General features: G+C 74.1%; 27 protein-coding genes. 15 read left to right on the top strand and 12 right to left on the bottom strand.

Annotated features, from left to right (window positions below; all coding sequences use genetic code 11):
* Positions 1 to 49: 49 nt before the first annotated feature.
* Positions 50 to 1,021, bottom strand: a complete 972-nt coding sequence (locus tag EV376_RS29835; RefSeq protein WP_130328430.1) for a C40 family peptidase — start codon at positions 1,019 to 1,021, stop codon at positions 50 to 52.
* 488 nt (positions 1,022 to 1,509) lie between these two features.
* On the opposite strand from EV376_RS29835, the gene EV376_RS29830 reads away from it, so the two are divergent.
* Positions 1,510 to 2,037 (top strand): DUF6232 family protein, encoded by a 528-nt coding sequence (locus tag EV376_RS29830; protein ID WP_130328429.1) that lies wholly within the window; start codon positions 1,510 to 1,512, stop codon positions 2,035 to 2,037.
* A 7-nt stretch (positions 2,038 to 2,044) separates the two neighbouring features.
* On the opposite strand, the gene EV376_RS29825 is transcribed toward EV376_RS29830, so the two are convergent.
* Positions 2,045 to 2,383 (bottom strand): DUF3817 domain-containing protein, encoded by a 339-nt coding sequence (locus EV376_RS29825; RefSeq protein WP_130328428.1) that lies wholly within the window; start codon positions 2,381 to 2,383, stop codon positions 2,045 to 2,047.
* A gap of 25 nt (positions 2,384 to 2,408) precedes the next feature.
* Positions 2,409 to 2,858, bottom strand: a complete 450-nt coding sequence (locus EV376_RS29820) for a hypothetical protein (RefSeq protein WP_130328427.1) — start codon at positions 2,856 to 2,858, stop codon at positions 2,409 to 2,411.
* Positions 2,859 to 2,979: 121 nt separating this feature from the next.
* Between EV376_RS29820 and EV376_RS29815 the strand changes: the two genes are divergently transcribed.
* From EV376_RS29815 to EV376_RS29805, 3 genes are all read left to right on the top strand, one after another.
* Complete coding sequence (locus EV376_RS29815; protein ID WP_130328426.1) at positions 2,980 to 3,303, top strand: DUF6158 family protein; 324 nt, start codon at positions 2,980 to 2,982, stop codon at positions 3,301 to 3,303.
* Positions 3,303 to 3,623 (top strand): hypothetical protein, encoded by a 321-nt coding sequence (locus EV376_RS29810; protein ID WP_130328425.1) that lies wholly within the window; start codon positions 3,303 to 3,305, stop codon positions 3,621 to 3,623. The genes EV376_RS29815 and EV376_RS29810 overlap by 1 nt, the downstream gene beginning before the upstream one ends.
* Before the next feature lie 111 nt (positions 3,624 to 3,734).
* Positions 3,735 to 4,265: a DUF1360 domain-containing protein gene (locus EV376_RS29805; protein WP_130328424.1), complete on the top strand. Its 531-nt coding sequence runs from the start codon at positions 3,735 to 3,737 to the stop codon at positions 4,263 to 4,265.
* A 51-nt stretch (positions 4,266 to 4,316) separates the two neighbouring features.
* On the opposite strand, the gene EV376_RS29800 is transcribed toward EV376_RS29805, so the two are convergent.
* The 3 genes from EV376_RS29800 to EV376_RS29790 form a co-directional block, all read right to left on the bottom strand.
* Positions 4,317 to 4,523 (bottom strand): hypothetical protein, encoded by a 207-nt coding sequence (locus EV376_RS29800; RefSeq protein ID WP_130328423.1) that lies wholly within the window; start codon positions 4,521 to 4,523, stop codon positions 4,317 to 4,319.
* Positions 4,524 to 4,595: 72 nt separating this feature from the next.
* Positions 4,596 to 4,841 carry a hypothetical protein gene (locus tag EV376_RS29795; protein ID WP_207228471.1) on the bottom strand — a complete coding sequence of 82 codons (246 nt, stop codon included), beginning with the start codon at positions 4,839 to 4,841 and terminating at the stop codon, positions 4,596 to 4,598.
* Positions 4,842 to 4,974: 133 nt separating this feature from the next.
* Complete coding sequence (locus tag EV376_RS29790) at positions 4,975 to 6,072, bottom strand: 3-deoxy-7-phosphoheptulonate synthase (RefSeq protein ID WP_130328421.1); 1,098 nt, start codon at positions 6,070 to 6,072, stop codon at positions 4,975 to 4,977.
* 286 nt (positions 6,073 to 6,358) lie between these two features.
* On the opposite strand from EV376_RS29790, the gene EV376_RS29785 reads away from it, so the two are divergent.
* Positions 6,359 to 6,574 (top strand): hypothetical protein, encoded by a 216-nt coding sequence (locus EV376_RS29785; RefSeq protein WP_130328420.1) that lies wholly within the window; start codon positions 6,359 to 6,361, stop codon positions 6,572 to 6,574.
* Here the strand turns inward: EV376_RS29785 and EV376_RS29780 are convergent.
* A complete protein-coding gene (locus EV376_RS29780) occupies positions 6,549 to 7,295 on the bottom strand; it encodes a phosphodiesterase (protein WP_130328419.1) in 747 nt (248 codons plus the stop codon). The two genes, EV376_RS29785 and EV376_RS29780, sit on opposite strands and share 26 nt — an antisense overlap.
* A gap of 161 nt (positions 7,296 to 7,456) precedes the next feature.
* Between EV376_RS29780 and EV376_RS29775 the strand changes: the two genes are divergently transcribed.
* The 5 genes from EV376_RS29775 to EV376_RS29755 all read left to right on the top strand — a co-directional run bounded on the left by EV376_RS29775 (position 7,457) and on the right by EV376_RS29755 (position 12,270).
* The gene (locus tag EV376_RS29775) at positions 7,457 to 8,746 is read left to right on the top strand and encodes a M16 family metallopeptidase (protein ID WP_130328418.1); all 1,290 of its coding nucleotides are present in this window, start codon (positions 7,457 to 7,459) and stop codon (positions 8,744 to 8,746) included.
* On the top strand, positions 8,743 to 10,083 hold the full coding sequence (locus EV376_RS29770; RefSeq protein WP_130328417.1) for an insulinase family protein: 1,341 nt from the start codon (positions 8,743 to 8,745) through the stop codon (positions 10,081 to 10,083). Before EV376_RS29775 ends, EV376_RS29770 begins: the two co-directional genes overlap by 4 nt.
* A 146-nt stretch (positions 10,084 to 10,229) precedes the next feature.
* Positions 10,230 to 11,255 carry an aspartate-semialdehyde dehydrogenase gene (locus EV376_RS29765; RefSeq protein WP_130328416.1) on the top strand — a complete coding sequence of 342 codons (1,026 nt, stop codon included), beginning with the start codon at positions 10,230 to 10,232 and terminating at the stop codon, positions 11,253 to 11,255.
* 88 nt (positions 11,256 to 11,343) lie between these two features.
* Entirely contained in the window at positions 11,344 to 11,784 is a 441-nt protein-coding gene (locus EV376_RS29760; RefSeq protein ID WP_130328415.1) for a PPOX class F420-dependent oxidoreductase, read from the top strand.
* A gap of 69 nt (positions 11,785 to 11,853) precedes the next feature.
* A complete protein-coding gene (locus EV376_RS29755) occupies positions 11,854 to 12,270 on the top strand; it encodes a CBS domain-containing protein (protein ID WP_130328414.1) in 417 nt (138 codons plus the stop codon).
* Positions 12,271 to 12,314: 44 nt separating this feature from the next.
* Here the strand turns inward: EV376_RS29755 and EV376_RS29750 are convergent, their stop codons facing one another.
* On the bottom strand, positions 12,315 to 13,403 hold the full coding sequence (locus EV376_RS29750; RefSeq protein WP_130328413.1) for a DNA glycosylase AlkZ-like family protein: 1,089 nt from the start codon (positions 13,401 to 13,403) through the stop codon (positions 12,315 to 12,317).
* 201 nt (positions 13,404 to 13,604) lie between these two features.
* Here EV376_RS29750 and EV376_RS29745 point away from each other — a divergent pair, with 201 nt between their 5' ends.
* The 5 genes from EV376_RS29745 (at position 13,605) to EV376_RS29725 (ending at position 18,626) form a co-directional block, all read left to right on the top strand.
* Positions 13,605 to 13,976, top strand: a complete 372-nt coding sequence (locus EV376_RS29745; RefSeq protein WP_130328412.1) for an SCP2 sterol-binding domain-containing protein — start codon at positions 13,605 to 13,607, stop codon at positions 13,974 to 13,976.
* Positions 13,976 to 16,030, top strand: a complete 2,055-nt coding sequence (locus EV376_RS29740; protein ID WP_130328411.1) for a glycogen debranching N-terminal domain-containing protein — start codon at positions 13,976 to 13,978, stop codon at positions 16,028 to 16,030. The genes EV376_RS29745 and EV376_RS29740 overlap by 1 nt, the downstream gene beginning before the upstream one ends.
* A gap of 102 nt (positions 16,031 to 16,132) precedes the next feature.
* Complete coding sequence (locus tag EV376_RS29735; RefSeq protein ID WP_130328410.1) at positions 16,133 to 16,864, top strand: lysophospholipid acyltransferase family protein; 732 nt, start codon at positions 16,133 to 16,135, stop codon at positions 16,862 to 16,864.
* A gap of 87 nt (positions 16,865 to 16,951) precedes the next feature.
* A complete protein-coding gene (locus EV376_RS29730; protein ID WP_130328409.1) occupies positions 16,952 to 17,593 on the top strand; it encodes an isochorismatase family protein in 642 nt (213 codons plus the stop codon).
* Positions 17,594 to 17,645: 52 nt separating this feature from the next.
* Positions 17,646 to 18,626 (top strand): DJ-1/PfpI family protein, encoded by a 981-nt coding sequence (locus EV376_RS29725; RefSeq protein WP_130328408.1) that lies wholly within the window; start codon positions 17,646 to 17,648, stop codon positions 18,624 to 18,626.
* Here the strand turns inward: EV376_RS29725 and EV376_RS29720 are convergent.
* From EV376_RS29720 to EV376_RS29705, 4 genes are all read right to left on the bottom strand, one after another.
* Positions 18,508 to 19,227, bottom strand: coding sequence for a hypothetical protein (locus EV376_RS29720; RefSeq protein ID WP_130328407.1), 720 nt, complete (start codon positions 19,225 to 19,227; stop codon positions 18,508 to 18,510). The two genes, EV376_RS29725 and EV376_RS29720, sit on opposite strands and share 119 nt — an antisense overlap.
* Before the next feature lie 110 nt (positions 19,228 to 19,337).
* A complete protein-coding gene (locus EV376_RS29715; RefSeq protein ID WP_130328406.1) occupies positions 19,338 to 20,048 on the bottom strand; it encodes a response regulator transcription factor in 711 nt (236 codons plus the stop codon).
* A complete protein-coding gene (locus EV376_RS29710; RefSeq protein WP_486482843.1) occupies positions 20,021 to 21,205 on the bottom strand; it encodes a hypothetical protein in 1,185 nt (394 codons plus the stop codon). Before EV376_RS29710 ends, EV376_RS29715 begins: the two co-directional genes overlap by 28 nt.
* Positions 21,195 to 22,394, bottom strand: coding sequence for an ATP-binding protein (locus EV376_RS29705; protein WP_130328405.1), 1,200 nt, complete (start codon positions 22,392 to 22,394; stop codon positions 21,195 to 21,197). The genes EV376_RS29710 and EV376_RS29705 overlap by 11 nt, the downstream gene beginning before the upstream one ends.
* Positions 22,395 to 22,467: the final 73 nt, after the last annotated feature.

The raw sequence follows: 22,467 nt of genomic DNA, 5'->3' as shown, positions 1-22,467 counted from the left end.
ATAGGGGGACGCCGGCCGTTCGTCGCGTCCGGGTCGGGAAGTGCCCGGGTCAGCGGACCCGGCCGTAGCCGACGATGGGCATGATGTTCATGTCCCGCTTGAGCACGTTCCGCCCGGCGCTGGGCGCGTCGATGATCTGGCCTCCGCCGACGTAGAGGCCCACGTGCCCGAGGCCGCTGTAGAAGACCAGGTCGCCGGGGCGCAGGTCGCCACGGCCGATGTGCGCCACCGCGCCCCACTGCATGCGCGTGTTGTGCGGCAGCGACTTCCCGGCCGCCCGCCAGGCCGCGGAGGTCAGGCCGGAGCAGTCATACCCGTCGGGGCCGTCGGCGCCCCACCGGTAGGGCTTGCCCAGCGCTCCGTACGCGTACCGGACCGCGACCCCCGCCGAGCCGGCCACGGCCGGCGCCTGCTGGGCGCTGCCCGGGCGGGAGGCCGGGCTCTCCGTCTCCCGTCCGTACGCCTTGCGGCGCAGCTCGTACAGGTCGGCCAGGTCGCGCTCGATGCGCTTGCGGACCCGGAGCAGCTCGCGGGCCTGCGCGGCCTCCCGTTCGAGGACGAGATCCAGCCGGGTCTTCTCGTCGATGAGTCGGCGCTGGTCGCGGGTGAACGCGTCGATGCGTTGCTGCCGCTCCCGGGTCAGGTGGTCGACGGTGGCGAGTCGGTCGAGCAGGGCCGTGGCGTCGCCCGGCCGCAGCAGCGCGGCGGCCGTGCCGACGTCTCCGGTCTTGTACGCGGTGACCGCCAGCTCGTCGACCTCGGCCCGGCTCTGCTCGGCCTGCTCCTGCAGCGGGCCGAGCCGGGCCTGCAACCGGGCGGCGGTGGCCTTGTTCGCCTTGATCTGTTCGGCCAGTGCGTTGTACGCCTCCACGACGCGTTCGAGCTGCGCGGAGGACTTCTCGATCCGCCGGGTCAACTCGGCGGGGGACGGCTCGGCCCGGGCGGGCACGGCGGGTGCGATTAGTGCGACCGACACCGCCGCGACCGCGAGGGCGCGCAGCATCTTCCGGATGGACGACAAGAGCGTGGGGCTCCTCTCCACCGGCCGCCGGAGGTGCCGGGGTCTCCGGCGGCGCCGGACCCGTGCCGTCCGGGTGGACGGCGGTCGACGGGGCCGACCCGGACAACGTAACCCGGGACGGAAGTCGCCCGCAGTGGAAGCAGGGGCGATTGTTGCGAAACGGCAGCAAGTGAACATGAGTGTCGTAACGGTTCACTGGTGATTCACCTGGCCTCCTGCCCAGTTTCGAAGCCTCCGCCGGGTTGACGGCATTCGTCGTTCTGGACGGATGCCGTCAGTAGCTGGCCTGGTTTGCCGGACAAGACCGACTTGCCGGCAGCTATCCGACGGCATCGATGGCTGTGGGGTCCTTGCAGGTCGACAATTGCGTACGGCGAGTGGCGCGGGGACAACACAATGGGGCCCGGAGCCGGGAGTCCCGCCGACCGGCAATGACGCGTCCGGCGGGCTGTCGACCGACCCGGCACCGAGCCGCGGGAGGTATCGCCGTGGACCCACAGGCCACCACACGACCGACGTCGTCACCGAGCCCCGCCCCCGCGCCGCGCGCCGCGGTGCTCTACGCGAGGCCCGGGATCCTCGTCACCGTCGACCGGTTCACCGTGGGCAGCAGCAGCTGGCCGGTGGCCGAACTCACCCACCTGCACACCACGCGCGGCCCGCACGACCGGGTCGCCGTCCGCGCCGTCCTCCTCACCGGCGGCACGGTGGCCGGCGTCGGGGTGCTGCTCGGCTTCACCGGCGGCCTGCAGCGGCTCACCGCCGGGGCGTACCTGACGCTCGGTGTGGTGTTCCTGCTGCCGGTGCTGCTGGCCCTGGCCGGCGACCGCTGGCGGCCCCCGGCGTACGAGCTGTGGGGCCGGCGTCGCGGCACCGACGAACTGCTGTTCGCCAGCGACGACGAGCGCCAGTTCGGGCAGGTCACCCGCGCCCTGCGCCGGGCCCTGGAGATGCAGCGGTACGGCGGCTGGGAGGACCCGCTCGCGACCGTCGACCCGTGGCGGCCGAGGCGCTGAGTGCCGCTCAGCGGGTGGGCGCGCCGGTGACCGGCTCCGGGGCCGCCTCGGGGCGCTCGGTCACCCAGGTGCTCACCCGCCGCTCGGCGAAGAAGGAGACGAACGGCACGGTGCCGGCGAGCATCACCAGGATCATGCGCTTCAACGGCCAGCCCGCCCGGCGGGCCAGGTCGAAGGTGGCGACCAGGTAGACCATGTAGAGGAAGCCGTGGGCCTGGCCCACCGTCTCCACCAGCACCGGGTTGTCGAACCCGTACTTGAGCGGCATGCCGATCACCACGAGCAGGATCAGCGCCACGCCGACGATCCAGGCGATCACGCGGTACCGGGTCAGGGCTGCGCCCACCGTCGTCCGTCCTTCCGACCCGGCCTCAGCCGGGGTAGTCACCGGGCCGGGCGCCCGGATTGTCGTTCAACCATCGCAGGTAGCGGTTGTAGGCGGCCAGGTCCGGGTCCTCGCCGTCGGGCCCGGGGACCGCGGCGCGGGCGACCCGCACCGGCCGGCGTACCGCCGGGCGCGTCGCGGCGGCCGGGGACCCCTCGGCCGGTCGCGCCTCGGCGGTGCCGGTCGCCTCGCCGGACGGACCCGCGGCCTCGTCGGCCTGGCCGGCGGACCCGCGCAGCTCGTGGCGGACCTCACGCCACCACACGAAGACCACGAAGCCGGCGAACACCGGCCACTCCACGGCGTAACCCCAGCTGATCGCGTTGCCGCCGGTGGCCCGGCTGAGCTGCCACCAGCCCAGCCCGAGGAAGCCCGTCACCAGCACGACCATGGCCACGTGGCGCACGATCCACGCCGGGGTCCAGAGCCGCTTCATGGCATCGAGGGTACCGGGACCGGCGGTTCTCTCCGACGCGGTGTCGTAGTGGCGGGATGGTTTGGTGCCACCCGGTGTGGGCATCCGTCTAGACGCCAGCCCAAAACAGACCAGGGGGGCGATGATGACCGGACGCGTACGGCAGGACGAGTTCCCGAGCCCGGAGCAGCGGATGCCCGAGTGGGACGGCGACCATGTGCACGACATGGCCTCCGGTGGCGCGGACGCCGACGGCGAGCTGCTCGGCATCGACCCCGCCGAGCTCGACGAAGACGATCTGATCCGCGAGATGCACAGCCTGCACCGCACGCGGCTGGACACGCTGCGGCACGCCACCGACTCGGCGCTCGCCAACCACCTGCGGCGCACCGCCGAACTGGAGACCGAGTACCTGGCCCGGCACCCGGGGCGCGAGGTCGACCCGAGCCGGCTGCGGGACGCGTGATGGCGTCCGCGGAGCGGGGGATGTCGGCGCCGCCGGAGGTCGTGTTCAACACGGCCACCGACCCGGACCGGGCGTCGGCGTGGCTGCCCGAGCCGCTCCGCGCCGACGGCTCGCCCGCCGAGCACGTCAGCGCGGAGGAACTGGCGGCGCGGTGGCGGGCCGCCGGGGACTGGTCCGCCGAGATCCGGGTCGATCAGGCCGACGCCGGCGGTGCCCGGATCCGGCTCGACCTGACCGGCGCTGACGATGCCGAACGCCTCGCGGACGAGGCACTGGAGAACCTCGCCCGGGAGGTTGCCGACAACCTCCAGGCCGGCTGACGACCGGCCGCGGTGATGCCGGCCGGGCCGGCGTGACGTGACACAGGCCGGCTGGGCCGGCGTGACTCCGGGCCGCGCTGCCGGCCCGGAACCAGGACCGAGGGAGACCGGGTGACCGACCTGAAGGAGAAGGCGGCGCGACTGCGCCGCGCCTACGCGCCGCACGAGCACCGGCCGCTGGGCGGGTATCTCGCGGCGATGGGCACCTACGCCGGGGTGACCGCCGCGATCGCCGGGCTGGTCAAGGCGACCGGCCGGGCGGTGCCGGAGCGGCCCGCGCCGTCCGACGTGGTGCTGTTGTCCATCGCGACGCACAAGCTCAGCCGGCTGCTGTCGAAGGACGCGGTGACGAGCCCGCTGCGGGCGCCGTTCACCCGCTACGAGCGGCCGATCGGCAGCGGCGAGGTGATGGAGGAGGTACGCGACTCGGGCAGCCCCACCCGGCACGCGATCGGAGAGCTGCTCAGCTGCCCGTTCTGCCTCGCGGTCTGGGTGGCCACCGGCCTCACCGGCGGGCTGGTGCTGGTGCCCCGCCTGACCCGTCTGGTCGCCACCGCGCTCACCGCCGTGGCGGCCTCTGACTTCCTGCAAATGGCGTACGCGACGGCCCAGCAGGCCGCCGAGGGCGACCACGAGGACTGAACGGATCGGGCGGGCCGCCGCTCCGGGGCCCGCCCGATCCGTCCGTTCGGGTCAGAACTGACCGCCGGACCAGCCGCGCGGCGACTCCTCCTCGCGCTCGTCGGCGTCCTCGTCGGTGATGATCTCCCGGTCGGTCGCCGTGACGTCGTGCTCCCGGGCGAAGTCCGGATCAGGCAACGTGTCCCGGCCGCCCGGGGGCTGCCCGAGCGCCGCGAGCTCCCGGTCGCGCTCCTCGTGCTGCTCCTCGTGGTGGGACATGTCGCACTCCTTCGCGTCGAGCTGTGGGGGTGGGGGCCGGTGCGGTCCCGCCGACGGGGAGCGGGCGGGGCCTCAGGTGACCGAGCCGCCGAGCAGGTCGGCCGCCTCCTCGACGGAGTACTCGCCCTCGGGCATCGCGTTGATCCGGGTGAGCAGCTCCGCCGGCATTTCCGCGGCGACGGCCCGGCGGTAGATGTCGCCCTGGCTGATCCGCTCCTGGCCGCTGTACAGATCCTCGAGCAGGTCGTCCAGGCGTCGGACGGCCGACTCGGTCCCGGGCGCCTCGGTCACAGGTGGGTTGTCGGTCACGTCGCCCACCTACCCGCCCCCCACCCCGCCAAACCGACCCCCGCCGCCCAGCCGGCCGGCTGATCATGAAGTTGGCGGCGGAGTCGATCGCCGACTGGGCCGCCAACCTCATGATCAAGGCGCCGGAGGCGGGTGGGGTGGGTCAGGCCGGGGTTCGGACCGGGGTGTGGCGGCGGGTGCGGACGGCGGCGGCCAGGTCGGCCAGGACCTCCTCCGTGGTGTCCCAGCCGATGCAGGCGTCGGTGATCGACTGCCCGTACGTCAGCTCACCGGTCGGATCCAGGTCCTGGCGGCCCGGCAGCAGGAAGCTCTCCAGCATGACGCCGACGATGCCGCGCTGCCCGGCGGCGAGCTGCCCGGCCACGTCCGCGGCGACCAGCGGCTGGTTGCGGTGGTCCTTGCCGCTGTTGGCGTGGCTCGCGTCGACGACCAGGCGCTCGGGCAGCCCGGCGGCGCGCAGCAGCTCCAGGGCGGCGGTCACCGACTCCGCGTCGTAGTTCGGCCGGCCGCCACCGCCGCGCAGCACCAGATGGCCGTCCGCGTTGCCGCGGGTGTGCATGATCGCCGGGGTGCCCGAGACGTCGATGCCGGGGAAGACGTGCGGCACGCCCGCCGCCCGGATGGCGTCCACCGCCGTGCCGATGCTGCCGTCCGGGCGGTTCTTCATGCCGATCGGCATCGACAGGCCGGAGGCGAGCTGACGGTGCACCTGGCTCTCCACCGTCCGCGCGCCGATGGCGCCCCACGCCACCGTGTCCGCGATGTACTGCGGGGTGATCGGGTCCAGGAACTCGCAGCCCACCGGGAGCCCCAGCCGCAGCACGGCCAGCAGCAGCGACCGGGCCTTCCGCAGACCCGTGTTCACGTCGCCGGAGCCGTCCAGCCCGGGGTCGTTGATGAGTCCCTTCCAGCCCACCGTCGAGCGCGGCTTCTCGAAGTAGACCCGCATCACCACGAGCAGGTCGTCGGCGAAGCGCTCGGCGGCCCCGCGGAGGCGCTGGGCGTAGTCGAGGGCGGCGGCCGGGTCGTGCACCGAGCACGGGCCGACCACCACCAGCAGGCGGTCGTCGGCGCGGTCCAGCACCCGGCCGACCGCGCGCCGGCCGGTGAGCACGGCCGAGGCGAGCGTTTCGTCCAGGGGCAGCTCGTGGTGCAGCAGCGCCGGAGTGGTCAGCGGCACCACGCGGTCGATCCGCTGATCGCTGACCCGGTCCGTCTCCGGGGTCGTCACGGTGGGCATCCTTCCGCCGACCGTGCCCAGGGCCGGCGCCCGGGACGAGCCGGCTGCTCGTACGCAAAAGGGCAGGAACGGAAAGCTCCTGCCCGGCCGGCTCGTTTCGCGGTGACGTCAGATCACGATGAGGTCACCGGCTGGCGAGCCGGCTGCCTAAACCATCGATACGACCGCGTCATGCCGGCCAGCGTACCCGATCCGCGAGCGTCCGCTCACCCTTCGTCCGCCAAGTGGGAACGGCCTCCCTCGGCGCCACGCGTGCCGGCGGTGGGGGCGGGGTATGAGTGCCGGCATGACTGACGAGCGAAGCGACCAGGAGCGGATCGAGTCCCGCGCGCACCTGCTGCCGGAGGAGGCCGCCGCGGGCAGCGACGACGCGGAGGCGCAGGCCGACGCCATCCTCACCGAGTCGGACATCCGCGAAGCCGACCGCAACGCCGCGCCGGACACCGTCCTGGAGCGCCGCACGTCCGATCAGACGGTCAGCGCGAGCGAGCCGCCGGACTGACCCGCCCCCGCTCGGGTGCCGCGCCCCGCGCCCGCTCGGAGGCGCGGTAGGTGTGCTCGCGGAGCCAGGCGAGCGGCCCGGCCGCCCGCAGGCCCGGCGGCAGGTTGCCGATCGGGTCGTAGGCGAGCGCGCTGTCCTCCCGGGCGCTGAGCTGTCGCCCGACGCTCACCTCGCCGAACGGTCGCCACGGCCCGGCGGCGGACGCCACCGCCAGCACCAGCCGGGGCGCGTCCGCCCGGGCCGCGGCGGCGGCGTCGGCCAGGCTGCGGCCGAGGTCCACCGACTCCGGATCGGCCAGCGCGGCGAGGAACAGCCGCCGTCGGCCGGCCCGGTAGGACATGATCGTCGAGTACGTGCCGGTGAACCGCCGCCGGGGCAGCGGCAGGTGGCGCAGCAGCGGCGGCGCGCCGGACGAGCTGACCAGCAGGTCGAACGGGCGGCCGGCGTCGAGGTGGACGCGGACCGCGAGGCCCAGCACGTCCGGCCAGCCGTCCGGTGTGGGCACCCCCCGGGAGAGCCGCACCGTCGCCCGGTACCGGCCCGGTCGGTCGATCACCGGCACCCCGGTCGGTGGCCCGGGCCGGCCCCAGACCGTCACCTCACCGGCGAACGAGCGGCCCAGCGGGTGCAGCAGCCGGGCCCGGCGCAGGCGGGTCAGGGCGGCGGTGGTCCCCTCCAGGGCGGCGGCGATCCGGTCGAGGGCGGTGGCGGCACGCGGCATGGCCCTCCGGTACCCGGCCGCCGCCGGTCGATGCCTGCCCGTCCGGCCGCGCCGCTTCCGTCCCGCCCGGCCCCGGCTGTCCGCCGCCCGGCCCCGGCCGCCGAGCCGCGCCGGACAGCGACGGCACCGCTGTGCCGGCGAGATCGGATAGCGTCGTCCCCATGCCCGACAGCGGTTACCCCTGGCCCATCGAGACGACCCGACTGGACAACGGCCTGCGCGTGGTGGTGAGCGAGGACCGCACCGCCCCGGCCGTGGCGGTGAACATCTGGTACGACGTCGGCTCCCGGCACGAGCCGGCGGGGCAGACCGGCTTCGCCCACCTCTTCGAGCACCTGATGTTCGAGGGCTCGGTCAACGTGGCGAAGACCGAGCACATGAAGCTGGTGCAGGGGTGCGGCGGGTCGCTCAACGCCACCACCAACCCGGACCGCACCAACTACTTCGAGACGGTCCCCGCCGAGCACCTGGAACTGGCGCTCTGGCTGGAGGCCGACCGGATGGGCGGGCTGGTCCCGGCGCTCACCCAGGAGACGCTGGACAACCAACGGGACGTGGTGAAGAACGAGCGGCGCCAGCGCTACGAGAACGTCCCGTACGGCGACGCGTGGCTGCGCCTGCTGCCGCTGCTCTATCCGCCCGGGCACCCGTACCACCACGCGACGATCGGCTCGATGGCCGACCTCAACGCCGCCGACCTCGCCACCTTCCAGGCGTTCCACACGACCTACTACGCCCCGAACAACGCGGTGCTCACCGTGGTCGGCGACGCCTCCGCAGCCGAGGTGTTCGACCTGGCCGCGAAGTACTTCGGCGCGATCCCGCCCCGCCCGGAGATCCCGGCCGCCCCGGACGGTCGGCAGGTGCCGGCCACCGGCACGCCCGCGGTGGAGACGGTCGTCACCGACGTGCCCGCGCCCCGGGTGTACGTCGCGCACCGCACCCACCCCTTCGGCACCCCGGGGTACGACGTGACCACCGTGCTCGCCACCGTCCTCGCCAGTGGCCGGGGCAGCCGGCTCTACCAGCGGCTCGCCGACGGCGAGCGGATCGCGCAGCCCGACCTGGTCGGGGCGTACGGCGTGGACCTGGCGCACGCCCCGGCGCCGCTGATCGCCACCGCCACCGCCCGCCCGGGCGTGACCGCCGAACGACTGGCCGCCGGGCTGGCCGAGGTGGTCGACGAGCTGGCGACGGTGCCCGTCACCGCCACCGAGCTGGACCGGGCCAAGGCGTTGCTCAGCACCGCGTGGTGGCGCCACATGTCCACCGTGGACGGCCGCGCGGACACGCTCGGCCGGTACGCCACCCAGTTCGGCGACCCGAGGACGGCGGCCGAGCGGCTGCCGGCGTGGCTCGCGGTGACCGCCGAGCAGATCGCGGAGGTGGCGGCCGACGCGCTCGCCACCGACCGGGTGACCCTGACCTACCTGCCCGAGGAGGCGTCATGACGCTGATCACCACCCGCCCCGGCCCGGGCGCCGCCCGCCCGTACCGGTTCCCGCCGGTGGTCCGGCGGTCCGTGGCGGGTGGGCAGGTGGTCGCCGCGCACCTGCCGGGGCAGTCCCTCGCGGTGGCGCTGCTGCTGCTCGACGCCGGCGCCGGCCGGGAGCCGCGCGGCCGGGAGGGGCTCGGCGCGGTGCTCGCAAAGGCCCTGGAGGAGGGGACGGCGCAGCGCGACGCGACCGCGTACGCCCTGGCCATCGAGGCGCTCGGCACCGAACTGGTGACCGGGCTGGACTGGGACTCGTTCCAGGTCAGCGTGCAGGTGCCGGTGGACCGGCTGGCCGCGGCCGTCGCGCTGCTGGCCGAGGCGGTACGGACGCCCCGGCTGGACCCGGACGACGTCCGGCGGGTCCGCGACGACGAGGCGACCGCCCTGCGGATGGACTGGGCGAACCCGGGGCCGCGCGCCGACGCGGCGCTGCGCGTGGACCTGTTCGGCGCCGAGAACCGCTGGGGCCGCCCCCTCTACGGCGACCCGGACTCGGTGGCCGCGCTGGACGTCGAGGACGTGCGGGTCTTCCACTCGGAGTGGTTCCTCCGGCCGGGCACCCTGGTCGTCGCCGGTGACCTGGACCGGCTCGACCTGGACGCACTCGGCGCGGCCGCGTTCGCCGGCACCGGCGGTGGCCCGGCCGACCGGGGCGCCCCGATCCCGGTGACGCCCCGCGAGGGCCGCCGCATCATCCTGGTCGACCGGCCGGGCTCGGTGCAGTCGACGCTGCGGCTCGGGCACCCGTCGCCGCACCGCGCGCACCCCGACCACGTGCCGATGACGCTCGCCGGCACCGTGCTCGGCGGCGCCTTCACCTCCCGGCTCAACCACCTGATCCGCGAGGTGCGCGGTTACACGTACGGCATCCGGGGTGACTTCGCCGCGTCCCGCCGGTTCGGGCGGTTCGCGGTCAGCTCCGGGGTGCAGACGGCGGTGACCGCGCCCGCGTTGGTCGAGGCGGTCGGCGAGATCACGCGTACCCAGGAGACCGGGGTGACCGAGGAGGAGCTCGCGGTCGCGCGGTCCTGGCGGGCCGGCCAGCTCTCGGTCGAGCTGCAGACGCCGCGCGCGATCACGGCGGCGCTGGCCACGCTGGTGGTGCACGACCTGCCGGACGACTACCACGCCCGGCTGCGCGAGGAACTGCTGACCGCCGACGTCGACCAGGTCTCGGCCGCCGCCGCCACCCACCTGCGCCCCGAATCGCTGACCCTGGTGGTCGAGGGCGACGCCGCCGTGATCCGGGACGACCTGGCGGCGACCGGCCTGGGCGAGGTCGTGACCCCCTGACCGCGTCGATCATGGAGCTGTGGTGGGCGGCCGGGCTTCGCCCCCGCCGGCGGCACCACAACTCCATGATCGCCCGGGAGGGGGTGGTGTGATGTCGGTGGGAAAGCGTTGCCGGGCGGGTCGCCCGGCTGGGTAGCCTCGCGGGCATGAGGATCGGCATTGTGGGGGCCACCGGCCAGGTCGGTGGCGTGATGCGGCAGGTGCTGGCGGACCGCGAGTTCCCGGCGGAGCAGGTCCGGCTGTTCGCCTCGGCCCGGTCGGCCGGGCGCGGCCTGCCCTGGCGCGACGGCGAGGTCACCGTCGAGGACGCGGCCACGGCCGACTACTCGGGGTTGGACATCGTCCTCTTCTCGGCCGGCAAGGGCACCGCGAAGGCACTCGCCCCCCGGGTCGCCGCCACCGGCGCGGTCGTCATCGACAACTCGTCGGCGTTCCGGACGGACCCGGAGGTGCCGCTGGTCGTCGCCGAGGTCAACCCGCACGCCGCGGCTGACCGCCCGAAGGGCATCATCGCCAACCCGAACTGCACCACGATGGCGGCCATGCCGGTGCTGCGTCCGCTGCACGCCGAGGCGGAACTGGTGAGTCTCGTCGTGTCGACGTACCAGGCGGTCTCCGGCGCCGGCCTGTCCGGTGTCGCCGAGCTGGACGAGCAGGTGCGCAAGGTCGCCGAGCACGCCAGCGGCCTCACCTTCGACGGCGGGGCCGTGGAGTTCCCGGCACCGCGCTCCTTCGCCCGGCCGATCGCGTTCAACGTGCTCCCGCTCGCCGGTTCGATCGTCGACGACGGCTCCGACGAGACCGACGAGGAGCAGAAGCTGCGCAACGAGAGCCGCAGGATCCTCGGGATCCCGGGGCTGAAGGTCTCCGGCACCTGCGTCCGCGTGCCGGTCTTCACCGGCCACTCGCTCCAGATCAACGCCCGCTTCGCCCGGCCGGTCACCCCGCAGCGGGCCCGGGAGCTGCTCGACGCCGCGCCCGGCGTCGCGCTCTCCGACGTGCCCACCCCGCTGCAGGCGGCCGGCCAGGACCCGACGTACGTGGGCCGGATCCGGGCCGACGAGACCGTCGAGCACGGGCTCGCCCTCTTCTGCTCGAACGACAACCTGCGCAAGGGCGCCGCGCTCAACGCGGTGCAGATCGCCGAGCTGGTCGCCGCCGAGCGTCGCTGAGCGCGGCTTCCGCCGACCCGGCACCGTCCGTACCGCGCGGGCGGTGCCGGCGTGCTTGGATGGGTGGCGACTCGACGAGGAGGGTGCCGTGTCCGACGACCGGAGCCAGGCCGCGCTTGCCGATCTCATCGCCGGCCACCGGCTGGGCGTGCTGGCGACGCTCAAGCGGGACGGGCGCCCGCAGCTGTCCACTGTGCTGTACGGGTACGACCGGGCGGCCGATGTCATCCGGGTCTCGGTCACCGACGGCCGGGCCAAGACCGCCAACCTGCGCCGGGACCCGCGCGCCAGCTTCCACGTCGCCAGCGAGGACGGCTGGGCGTACGCCGTGGTCGAGGCACGGGCCGAGCTGACCCCGGTCGCGGAGCGCCCGGACGACGCGACGGTCGAGGAACTGGTCGCGCTCTACCGGGCCCTGCAGGGCGAACACCCCGACTGGGACGACTACCGCCGGGCCATGGTGGCCGACCGACGGCTGGTGCTGCGGCTGCACGTCGAGCGCTGCTACGGCATGGCCCCGCGCGGCTGACCGGCCGCCGGGTTACCTGCTGTCGCGGGGCGGGTAGACGCGCGGTGCCGACACCGAGAGGGGAGCACCATGACAACGGTCGGAGAGTTCATGACGACCCGGTTGGTGACCATGGACGGCAACGACACGCTCATGGCTGCGGCGCAGGAGATGCGTGACAGCGCCATCGGGGACGTCGTCGTGACCGACGGCGACAACGTGGTCGGCATCGTGACGGACCGCGACATCACCGTCCGTGCGGTGGCGGAGAACATGGACGCCGCCTCGACCCGGTTGAACCAGATCACCACGAAGGACGTGGTGACGGTCAGTCAGAACGACGACGCGGTGGCCGCCGCCGACCTGATGCGGACGTACGCCGTACGCCGCCTGCCGGTGGTCGAGGACGGACGGCTCATCGGCCTGGTGTCGATGGGTGACCTGGCGGTGGAACGCGAGCCGCAGTCCGTGCTCGCGGACATCAGCGCCGACGACCCGAACAACTGACGTCCGCCGCGGACGCGCCGGCTCCCGACGCGCGGGGGCCGGCGTCACGCGACGCGGACCCGCGCCTCGGCCAGGCCCCGCGCCCGCGCGACGAGGTCGGCCTCGGCGTCGAGCTCGCGCCGGACCCGGGCGGGCAGCGCCCCGGCGAACGGGCTGACGGTGATCTCGACCGCCGTCCTGCCGGCCTGCCTCGTCCGCCAGGTGCCCACCACATCCCCGTCGACCAGCAGGGCACCCGGGTTGCCGATGATCCGCCACAGCTGCGCCTGGTGAGCCTTCTCGGGCACCAGCACGGCCCGGTCACGGGCCGCGAGGAACGGGTCGCCCGGCGGCAGCAGCCGCACCCCGGACCGGGGTTCGGCCGACTCCAGGGCGGGCAGATCCTCCGGGGCCAGCCAGGCCCGTCGACCGTCGACCCGGACCTCGGCGAGCTCCGCCGGCCAGGCCGGGCGCAGCTCGCGGGCGCTGGTGCCGAGGAAGCCGGCGACATCGGCGGGGGTGGCGGGGCCGAGCAGCCGCAGGTACGCCCGGACCAGGCCCGCCGGGTCGGCCACCGCCGGCCGGCCGGGCCACGCGGCGAGGGGCGCCAGCGTCGTCGCGCGACCGGACACCACGAGGCGGACGCCCCCGGCCAGCCCCGCCTGCTGGAACAACGCGCCGGAGATGTGCCGTGCGGCGCCGGGACCGCAGTCGTACGTCAGCTCGGCCGGCACCCGGTCGCTCACCGCCCGGCTCACCTCGCCCTTCGGCACCGGTGCGGTGACCACCTCGGCGAAGGCCGCTGCCGCGGCGGTGAACGCGGCCAGCCCCAGCCGGGCGCCCTCGCGGATCGGGCCGCTGCCGATCCGGCGGGTGGCGTCGGCGTCGGACAGCGGCCAGACGGCGGCGGCCAGCGCCGGCAGCTCCGTACGGCGGTGCAGGTGCGGCGCGCCCCGCATCGACCAGACCAGTTCCAGCCGGTCGTCGTCCGGCGGCACGCCGCGCGCGGCGAGCGCGAGCCGGGCCGACCCGTACGGCGTGTCCTGCACGCCCAGCCCCGACACGGCCAGGTCGGCCGCCCGACCTCCGGGCCGGTGCAACTCCTGGGCGGCCGCCCGGTAGGCCAGGACCCGGCGGCGGTCCACCTGCGTCATGGCACACCCCTCCCGATGCTCCGCAGGCTAGCGCCGCGGTACGACGTCCCGCCGCGCCGGTTCACCCGATCCGGGCGAGGTTGACCGCGTCCCGGACGGGGACCCGTGCTCGGACCTGTCAGCAAGACGTCCGTGCCACCGTTCCGGGACGGAACGGGCCGTCCGGACGGGTGGGACCGGACCGACGGGAGGAGACGCCCGATGGGGGACGCGACCATCAAGTTGCTCGAGCACCTCGACCGCCGGGACTACGAGCCGCTGCTCGCGAAGACCTCCGGGACGCTGCGCATCGACCTGCACGAAGGCGCGCACACCACGCACTGGACGATCGTGATCGACCGGGGGAAGCTGCGGGTGAACCAGGAGGATCTGGACGCGGACGGCATCGTCGGCACCACGCCCGACATCTTCGAGGAGATCGCCGCCGGCCGACAGAACGCCATCGCGGCCCTGCTCCGCGGCGACGTGACGGTCAGCGGTGACATCCGCCTGATCCTGCAGCTCGAACGGCTCTTCCCCGGCGACCCCAACTCCCGCGGTCCCCGGCGGGTCTTCCAGAGGGAGGTGCGCTGATGGCGCAGACCAACACGATCCGGATCCTCGACGGCAGCACCTTCGTGGTGTCGGAGGACACCGGGGACATCGAGGCGACACCGAGCGAGCCGACCGGATTCTTCGCCCTCGACACCCGGTTCCTGTCCACCTGGGTGCTGACCCTCAACGGTGAGCGGCTCAACCCGCTGTCCTACGACGACCTGCAGTACTACGAGGCCCGGTTCTTCCTGGTGCCGGGGATGGCGACGCACTACATCGACGCGAAGCTGTCGGTCATCCGGGAACGCGCGGTCGGGGACAGCTTCTCGGAGACGCTCACCGTCCTCAACCACGACGAGAAGCCGGTCGACCTGGAGATCCGGATGGCCGCCGCGTCCGACTTCGCCGACCTCTTCGAGGTCAAGGACGAGATGCTGAACAAGAAGGGGGAGTACTACACCGAGGTGGAGCCGGACCGGCTGCGGCTGGGCTACCGGCGGGGCAACTTCAGGCGGGAGACGCGGATCTCCTCGTCCGCCCCGGCCCGGTACGACAAGGACGGCCTGGCGTACACCGTCCACCTGGAACCCAACGAGCAGTGGGAAACCCGGATCCACGTGGAGTCGTTGGCGCTCGGAGCGGGCGGCCGGGACCTGCGGATGGGGCTGCGGACGCAGGGCGCCCAGCAGCTCGCCAGCGACCTCGAGGAGTGGATGGGCAACGCTCCCAAGGTCAACAGCCAGCACGACGAGTTGGCCCACACCTACCGGCGCAGCATGATCGACCTCGCGGCGCTGCGCTTCTCCCCGCTCACCCTGGGCGGGGCGATGCTGCCGGCGGCCGGTCTGCCGTGGTTCATGACGATGTTCGGTCGGGACAGCATCCTGACCTGCCTGCAGGTGCTGCCGTTCACACCGGATCTGTCGAAGACCACGCTGCGCATCCTCGCCGGGCTGCAGGGCACCCGGTTCGACGACTTCCGCGAGGAGGACCCGGGGCGGATCCTGCACGAGATGCGGTACGGCGAGGCCGCCGCGTTCGAGGAGCAGCCGCACTCGCCGTACTACGGGTCGGTGGACGCGACCCCGCTGTTCATCGTGCTGCTCGACGAGTACGAGCAGTGGAGCGGCGACGGCGCGCTGGTCAAGGAACTGGAGGCCGAGTGCCGCGCCGCGCTCAAGTGGATCGACGACTACGCCGACCTGGTCGGTAACGGCTACATCTGGTACCAGCGGCGCAACACCGATACCGGCCTGGACAACCAGTGCTGGAAGGACTCCTGGGACTCCATCTCGTACCGCGACGGCACGCTGCCGCCGTTCCCCCGCGCCATCTGCGAGGTGCAGGGGTACGCGTACGACGCGAAGATGCGGGCCGCCCGGATGGCCCGCGAGTTCTGGGGCGACCCGACGTTCGCCGAGGAGCTGGAGCGGCAGGGTGCCGCGCTGAGGGAGCGGTTCAACCGTGACTTCTGGGTGGAGGACGGCGCGTACTACGCGCTCGCCATCGACCCGGACGGCCGGAAGTGTGACGTGCTCAGCTCCAATATCGGGCACCTGCTGTGGAGCGGCATCGTCGACGACGATCGCGCCGAGAAGATCGCCCAGCACCTGGTGGGGCCACGGCTCTTCTCCGGCTGGGGGGTGCGGACGCTCGCCGAGGGGGAGGTCCGCTACAACCCGATCGGCTACCACAACGGCGCGATCTGGCCGTTCGACAACTCCTTCATCGCCTGGGGGCTGCGCCGGTACGGCTTCGCGGAGGAGGCGGCGACGGTCGCGAGCGGCATCCTGGACGCCGCCCGGTACTTCGACGGCCGGCTGCCGGAGGCGTTCGGCGGATACCCGCGGGAGCTGACCAAGTTCCCGGTCGAGTACCCGACGGCGTGCAGCCCGCAGGCGTGGTCGACCGGAGCCCCGCTGCTGCTGCTGCGGACCATGCTCGGCCTGGAGCCGCACGAGGGCCACCTGGCCGTCGACCCGAAGCTGCCGGTCGGCATGGGCCGGATCGAGGTGTTGGACATCCCGGGCCGGTGGGGCCGGGTGGACGCCTTCGCCCGGGGCCGGCTCACGATGGAGACCCTCGGCGACTGAGGTGCGAGGAGGGGACCCCGGCAACGCCCGCGTCGTACCGGGGTCCGCTCGACACTCGTCTGCCCCTACGGTCGCGTAACTTACCCAGGGTAAAGTTGCCGGATGCCGGAACTCGTGTATCCGCCCGTGATCGCCGCCGCCAAGACGATGTTCCGGGTCCTCGACCTGAAGATCAGCGTGACGGGCGCCCACCACGTCCCGCGTACCGGCGGGGCCGTGCTGGCCAGCAACCACGTCAGCTACCTGGACTTCATCTTCTGCGGCCTCGGCGCGCTGGAGTCGAAGCGACTGGTCCGGTTCATGGCCAAGAAATCGGTGTTCACCCACCGGATCTCCGGGCCCCTGATGCGGGGGATGCGGCACATCCCGGTGGATCGGCGGGCCGGTGCCGGCTCGTACGCCCAGGCGGTCGGGGCGCTGAAGCGCGGCGAGGTCGTCGGTGTCTTCCCCGAGGCGACGATCAGCCAGTCGTTCATGGTCAAGGAGCTCAAGAGCGGGGCGACCCGGATGGCCCGGGACGCCGGCGTGCCGCTGCTGCCCGTGGCGCTGTGGGGGACCCAGCGGCTGTGGACCAAGGGCCGGCCGCGCACCCTCACCCGGCGGCACACACCGATCACCATCCTGGTCGGGGAGCCGCTGGACCCGGGCGCCTACCCGGACCCGAACGCGATGACCGTCGACCTGAAGGAGCGGCTGAGCGCGCTGGTGGACCGGGCCCAACGCGAGTACCCCGACACCCCGGCGGGCCCGGACGACTCCTGGTGGCTCCCGGCCCACCTGGGCGGGACCGCCCCCACCCCCGCGGAAGCCGCCGCCCTGGACCGCACTCCCTGACCGCGGTCGCGGGGTTGGCCGGATCGGTCCGGGGTGGGGCGCGATGGTGTCTCGTGCGGGCGCGGTGGGTCCGGCAGAGTCTCCGGCATGAGCAGAGCGGCACTCGTCGTCATCGACGTCCAGGAGTCCTTCCGGCAGCGCGCCAACTGGGCGTACGCCTCGCAGCCCGACATCGTCAGCCAGGTCGACCGGCTCGTCACCGCCGCCCGGCAGCGCCGTGACCTGGTGGTCTGGGTCCTGCACGCCGAGCCCGGCACCGGCGGCGTCTTCGACCCGGCCAGCGGCCACGTGCGCCTCATCGACGGTCTCGCGTCCGTCGACGGGGAGCCCACCCTCGTGAAGACGTCGCACAACGCCTTCACCACCACCAACCTCCAGCAGCTCCTGACGATGGCCGGCATCCGGGAGATCACGGTCTGCGGCATCCGCACCGAACAGTGCGTGGAGACCACCACCCGGCTCGGCTGCGACCTGGGCTACGAGATGACGTTCGTGACCGACGCGACGGTGACGTTCCCGACGCCGCACCGGGACCTCCCGGAGACGGCCACGCTGGCGGAGATCCTCGCCGACCCGCGCACGCTGTCGGCCGAGGAGATGACCGCCCGCACCGAGTACGCGCTCGCGGGTCGCTTCGCGACCGTCCGCACCGTCGCCGACGTGACCGCCGCCCCACCACCCGCCGATCTTGCACTTGCCGCCCCGACGGAAGCGACGAAGGTCGCATAACGAGGGTCAACTGCAAGATCGCGAGGGCCGGATGGGGCGGGAAAGGTGGGATATGGCTCGGGTCGTCTTTCTGCTCGTTCCGCAGCTGCATCTGCTGGACCTCGCCGGGCCGGCCCAGGTCTTCTCCACCGCAGCCGATCTCGGGTACGACTACCGCCTGCACTACGTCGCCGACCGGGAGCAGGTGCCGACCGTGCAGGGCGTACCGCTGGTGGCCGGGCGCGAGTGGCCCGAGCTGACCCGCGACGACCTGGTGGTCGTACCCGGATGGCGGCCCAGCGCCCACGGGCCGGCGGGACCGCTCGGCCCGGACGACCTGCGACGCCTGGCCGACCACCACGCGGCCGGCGGTACGGTGGCGAGCGTCTGCGCCGGGGCGTACGCCCTGGGCCGGGCCGGCCTGCTCGACGGCCGGCGCTGCACCACCCACCACGAGGTGCAGGAGGATCTGGCCCGCCGGCACCCGGCGGCGCGGGTGGTGCGGGACGTGCTCTACGTGGTCGACGACCGGGTGGTCACCTCGGCCGGCATCGCCAGCGGCATCGACGTGGCGCTGCACCTGATCGCCACGCGGCACGGCCCGGCCGCCGCCGCGCGGATCGCCCGCTCCCTCGTCGTGTACGCGCGGCGCAACGGCCACGAGCCGCAGGCCAGCGCCATGATGCGGCACCGGTCGCACCTGTCGGACGCGGTGCACCAGGCGCAGGACCTGATCGACGCCCGGTACGACCGGCCGTTGCCGCTGGCGGACCTCGCCGCCGCCGTGGGAGTGGCCGAGCGGACGCTGAGCCGGCTGTTCCGCCAGAGCACCGGGTTGACCCCGCTCGGCTACCAGCAGCTCCTGCGGGTGGAGCGGGCCGAGCACCTGATCGGGCACGGCGCCACCGTCGAGGCGGCGGCGCGGGCCGTGGGCTTCACCGATGCCCGGATGCTGCGCCGGCTGCGGGCCCGGGCCATGCCCGATCGGTCCCGTCCGGCCGGTAGTAGTCGTCCCGGGAACGGAACTCCACCGGCAGCGACCCGGGCAGGGTGACCCGGCCGTCGCCGGTGACCGGACCGCCGCCGGCGCGCAGCGCCAGCACGTCCCGCTCCGGCGGGGACAGGTCGACCAGCTCGGGGTGGGTCAACCGGAACGAGGCCACCGCCCGGCGGATCTGCCGGGCCAGGTCGGTCACCCCGTCCGGGAGGGCGAGCGCGAGCGCCGGCTGGTGGATGGTGCGCAGCGCGTCGCAGACGACGAGCACCTGCCCCGGCCGCCCCGGCCCGGGTGGCACCACCTCCAGGCGCGACGGCCACTGCCACCGGATCTGGCCGCTGACCAGCCCCGGCAGCCGCAAGCCCCGCCGGTGCCGGGGCTCGTCCGTCCCGCCCACGACGGACAGCTGCGAGCCGGTGCCCGCGTACGCGAGCCGCCGGTCGGTGACGGTGACCGCCACCGTCGACGGCAGCTCCCAGCGTCGCCAGGCCTCCGAGGGCCCCAGCAGGTAGCCCGCGACGTGCAGCCGGTGTCGCCCGAGCACCAACTCACCGGGCTCCGGCACCAGCTCGTGCCGCCGGTCCAGCACCGGGCCGGCGTCGTCGATGGCGTCGAAGCGGTGCGGGGCGATGAAGAAGGGTGACGCGTCGTCGTGCATCGTCACGACCTCCCGTGCAGACGGCGGTGGAGCTGCCGGTACCCCACCGCGACCCTGTCGATTTCACCGCAGAGCCTCGCTGACGCGCCGTACCGCTGTCATGACACCCGTTAGGGGGTCGGCCGGTCGTACGACGCCTGCGACCGGTAGGTGCCGATCTCTTCCGGCCGAACGAGGCCGTCCTCGATCGCCCGGGCGAGCAGGGCCGCCTTTGTGGCGGCCGGCCGCCCCGCCCGGGTGTACTTGATCCGCGCCCGGTCGACGTACTGCTTGACCGTGTGTTCACTGATCCGCATCCGGCGGGCCACCGACGCCTTCGACATCGACTGGAACCACAGCAGCAGCGCCTCCCGCTCCTTGTCGGACAGCACGGGCCGGTCCGGCCGCGGGTCACCGACCATCGCGCCGGCCAGCGCCGGCGGCACGTACGCGCGGTCGCTCGCCGCGGCCAGGACGGTGGCCACGCAGTGCTCGCGCCCCTCGTTCTTGGCGAGGAACGCCACCGCGCCGGCGTCCAGCGCGGCCAGCATCGTCGCCGGGTCGGTGTGTTCGGAGTAGACGACCACCCGCCGGCCCGCCGCGCTCAGCTCGGCGAGCTTGTCCAGCGCCATCTTTCCGTGCAGCCGCAGGTCGAGCAGGATGACGTCGGCGTGCGGCGCCGCCCGGAGTACCTCGTCCGGGTCGTCGCCGGTGGCGAGCACCTCCAGCCGCGGCTCGGTGGCGAGCCACGCCCGTACACCGTCGATGACCACCGGGTGGTCGTCGACGATCGCCACACCGACCGGCCGCGCGTTCACCGCCGCCACCGGGTCTGCGTCCATCTGATCTCCCCGTCTTGTTCGTCGAGGTACTCCACCCCGTCGCCGTCCACCGTGGCCTCGCCGGTCACCGGGGGACCGCCGCGACCGGAGGCCGGGGTGACCAGGCTGACGACCACCTCGTCCGGCTCGGCGACCACCGTCAGCCGGGCCCAGCCCTGTGCACCGGCCAGCGTGGCGGTCAACGGATCGGCCAGCCGGCGGCGCGTCTGCACCGACAGCGGCGGCGGTGCACCGATGGTCACCAGGTCGATCGGCAGCCCGTTCCGTTCGGCCAGGTCGGCGGCGGCCCGCAGCTCGTGCAGCAGCGGGTCGGGCACGTCGTCGGACTCGGCGATGAGCCGGCGCAGCCGTGCCGCGGCCAGCACACAGCGGCGCTGGACGTCCACGTCGGTCGGGTCGGCCCGGCCGTCGGCCAGCTCCGCGAGGATCTCGCCGGCGGCGGCGCCGGCGAGGGCCAGTCGGTTCCGCCGCTCCCGCCGGGCGCGCTCGGCCGCCTCCCGCTCGGCCACCAGCGCGTACGCGGCGGCGGCCGTCGCGGCCCGCTGCCGGGCGAGCGCGGCGATGGCGGCCCCGCCGGCGAAGATCGCCAGGGGCAGCGAGGACACGCCGTACACGTACATCGCGTAGCGGGCGAGGTCGGCGGGGGCCGTCACGTCGTAGGCCAGCAGGGCCACCAGAGCGATCAGCGCGTGCGTGGCGAGCAGGGCCAGCAGCTCGACCACCCGCCGTCCCCACAGCACCAGCACGAAGAACCAGACGAGCGTGCCCCACACCCAGTTGCCGTTGGTGAACAGGCACTCCCGGCCGACCGCGGCGAAGACCGTCGCGTCGACCAGCAGCAGCAGGGCGGCGAGCGGCCAGGCCGGCAGCGGCGAGCCGCGCAGCAGGCACACCCCGGACACCAGACCGGTCACGGCCACCAGCGTCCAGGCCCCGAGGACCAGTCCCGGCTCGGCCAGCTGCCCGCGTAGCGTGTCCACCGCGGGCAGTCCGATCGTGAGGTGCCAGGCCATGGCGATGACCACCACCACGATCCGCGCGCCCCGGTCGGAGGCGCGCGCCACCGCCGCCGCCGGATCCGTCCCGGGCGGGCCCGGGTCCGGGTCACGCGGGATCGGCGGCACGGTGCCCGGAGGCGCGGCGAGGTCAGTCGCCATCGGACCACTCCAACCGGATCCGGGTACCCGCCCCCGGACGTGAGTCGATCTCGACCCGACCGCCCACGCCCGCCATCCGGCCGCACACCGACTCGCGCAGCCCGTACCGATGTGCCGGGACCGCCGCCGGGTCGAAGCCGGGACCGTCGTCGACCACCTCGACCAGGGCGGCGGCACCGGCCCAGGCCAGGCGCAACGCGACCGTCGCGCCCGGGGCGTGGCGGGCCACGTTGGACAGCGCCGCGTGGGTGGCCTCCGCCATGGCCGCGGCGACCGGTCCCGGCACCGCACCGGCCGCCAGGTCCGCGGTGACGGCCAGATCCGGGAACCGGGCGAGCACGTCACGCAGCCGCTCGTCCAGGGCGGCCGGACCGTCCGGCAGGGCACGTGCCTCCGCGAGCGCGGACAGGGTACGCAGGTCGGCGGCGCACCGTTCGCGCAGCGCGGGCACCGCGCCCGCACCGAGCCCGACCATCGTGAGCGTGGCCAGCACGGTGTCGTGCAGGTCCCGGTTCTGCCGCCGTTCGGCCTCGCGCGCGGTGCGCGCGACGAGGTTCGCCCGGGTGAGTTGTTGATGGTCGGCGAAGGCCCGGTCGGCGCGCGCGATCCGCCGGCGCATCACCGCCGCCAGCACCGCCGCGCATCCGGTCTGGACCAGCAGCGTCGCGGCGTGGGCGGTCGCCTCCTGCGGGTTGCCGGCGGCGTGGGCGCCCGTCGCGTACGCGACGGCGATCAGCATGCCGGCCGGAACCGACCAGCGCGCCGGGGCGGTGACCTGCGTGTTGATGATCGTGGTGCTGGCGAGGACGGCTGTCCAGCTCACCTCACCGGGCAGCACCTCCGGCGCGACCAGCACCGGGATCGCCAGGCAGGTGGCGGTGGTCAGGACGACGTCACCGACCACCAGGAGGACCGACACCCCGTGCCGGAACGCGCGCAGCGCGTACCAGCCGGACCAGACGGTCAGCGCCGCGACCACCGGCAGCAGCAACGCGGGCTCGACCGGCGGCGTGCGCACGGACAGGGCCACCACTCCGCCGACCACCCCGACGGTGAGCCGGAGCAGGGCCGGGGTCGTGGTGAAGATGAGGGTGAGGGCGCCGCCGGCCGGGGAGGCCAGCAGGTCCGGTGATGCGGTCGGCGTGCCGAGCGCGCCCGGCGGCGGAGTCGTGGCGGAAACGGCCGGCATCCGGGGGGAACATCCTTCCGAAACGACCCGATCCGGGTCCGCGCGGCGGAAATCGACGCCGGAGAATAACACG

The sequence above is a fragment of the Micromonospora sp. CNZ295 genome (assembly GCF_004217535.1).
This window is presented reverse-complemented; position numbering and strand designations above follow the sequence as displayed.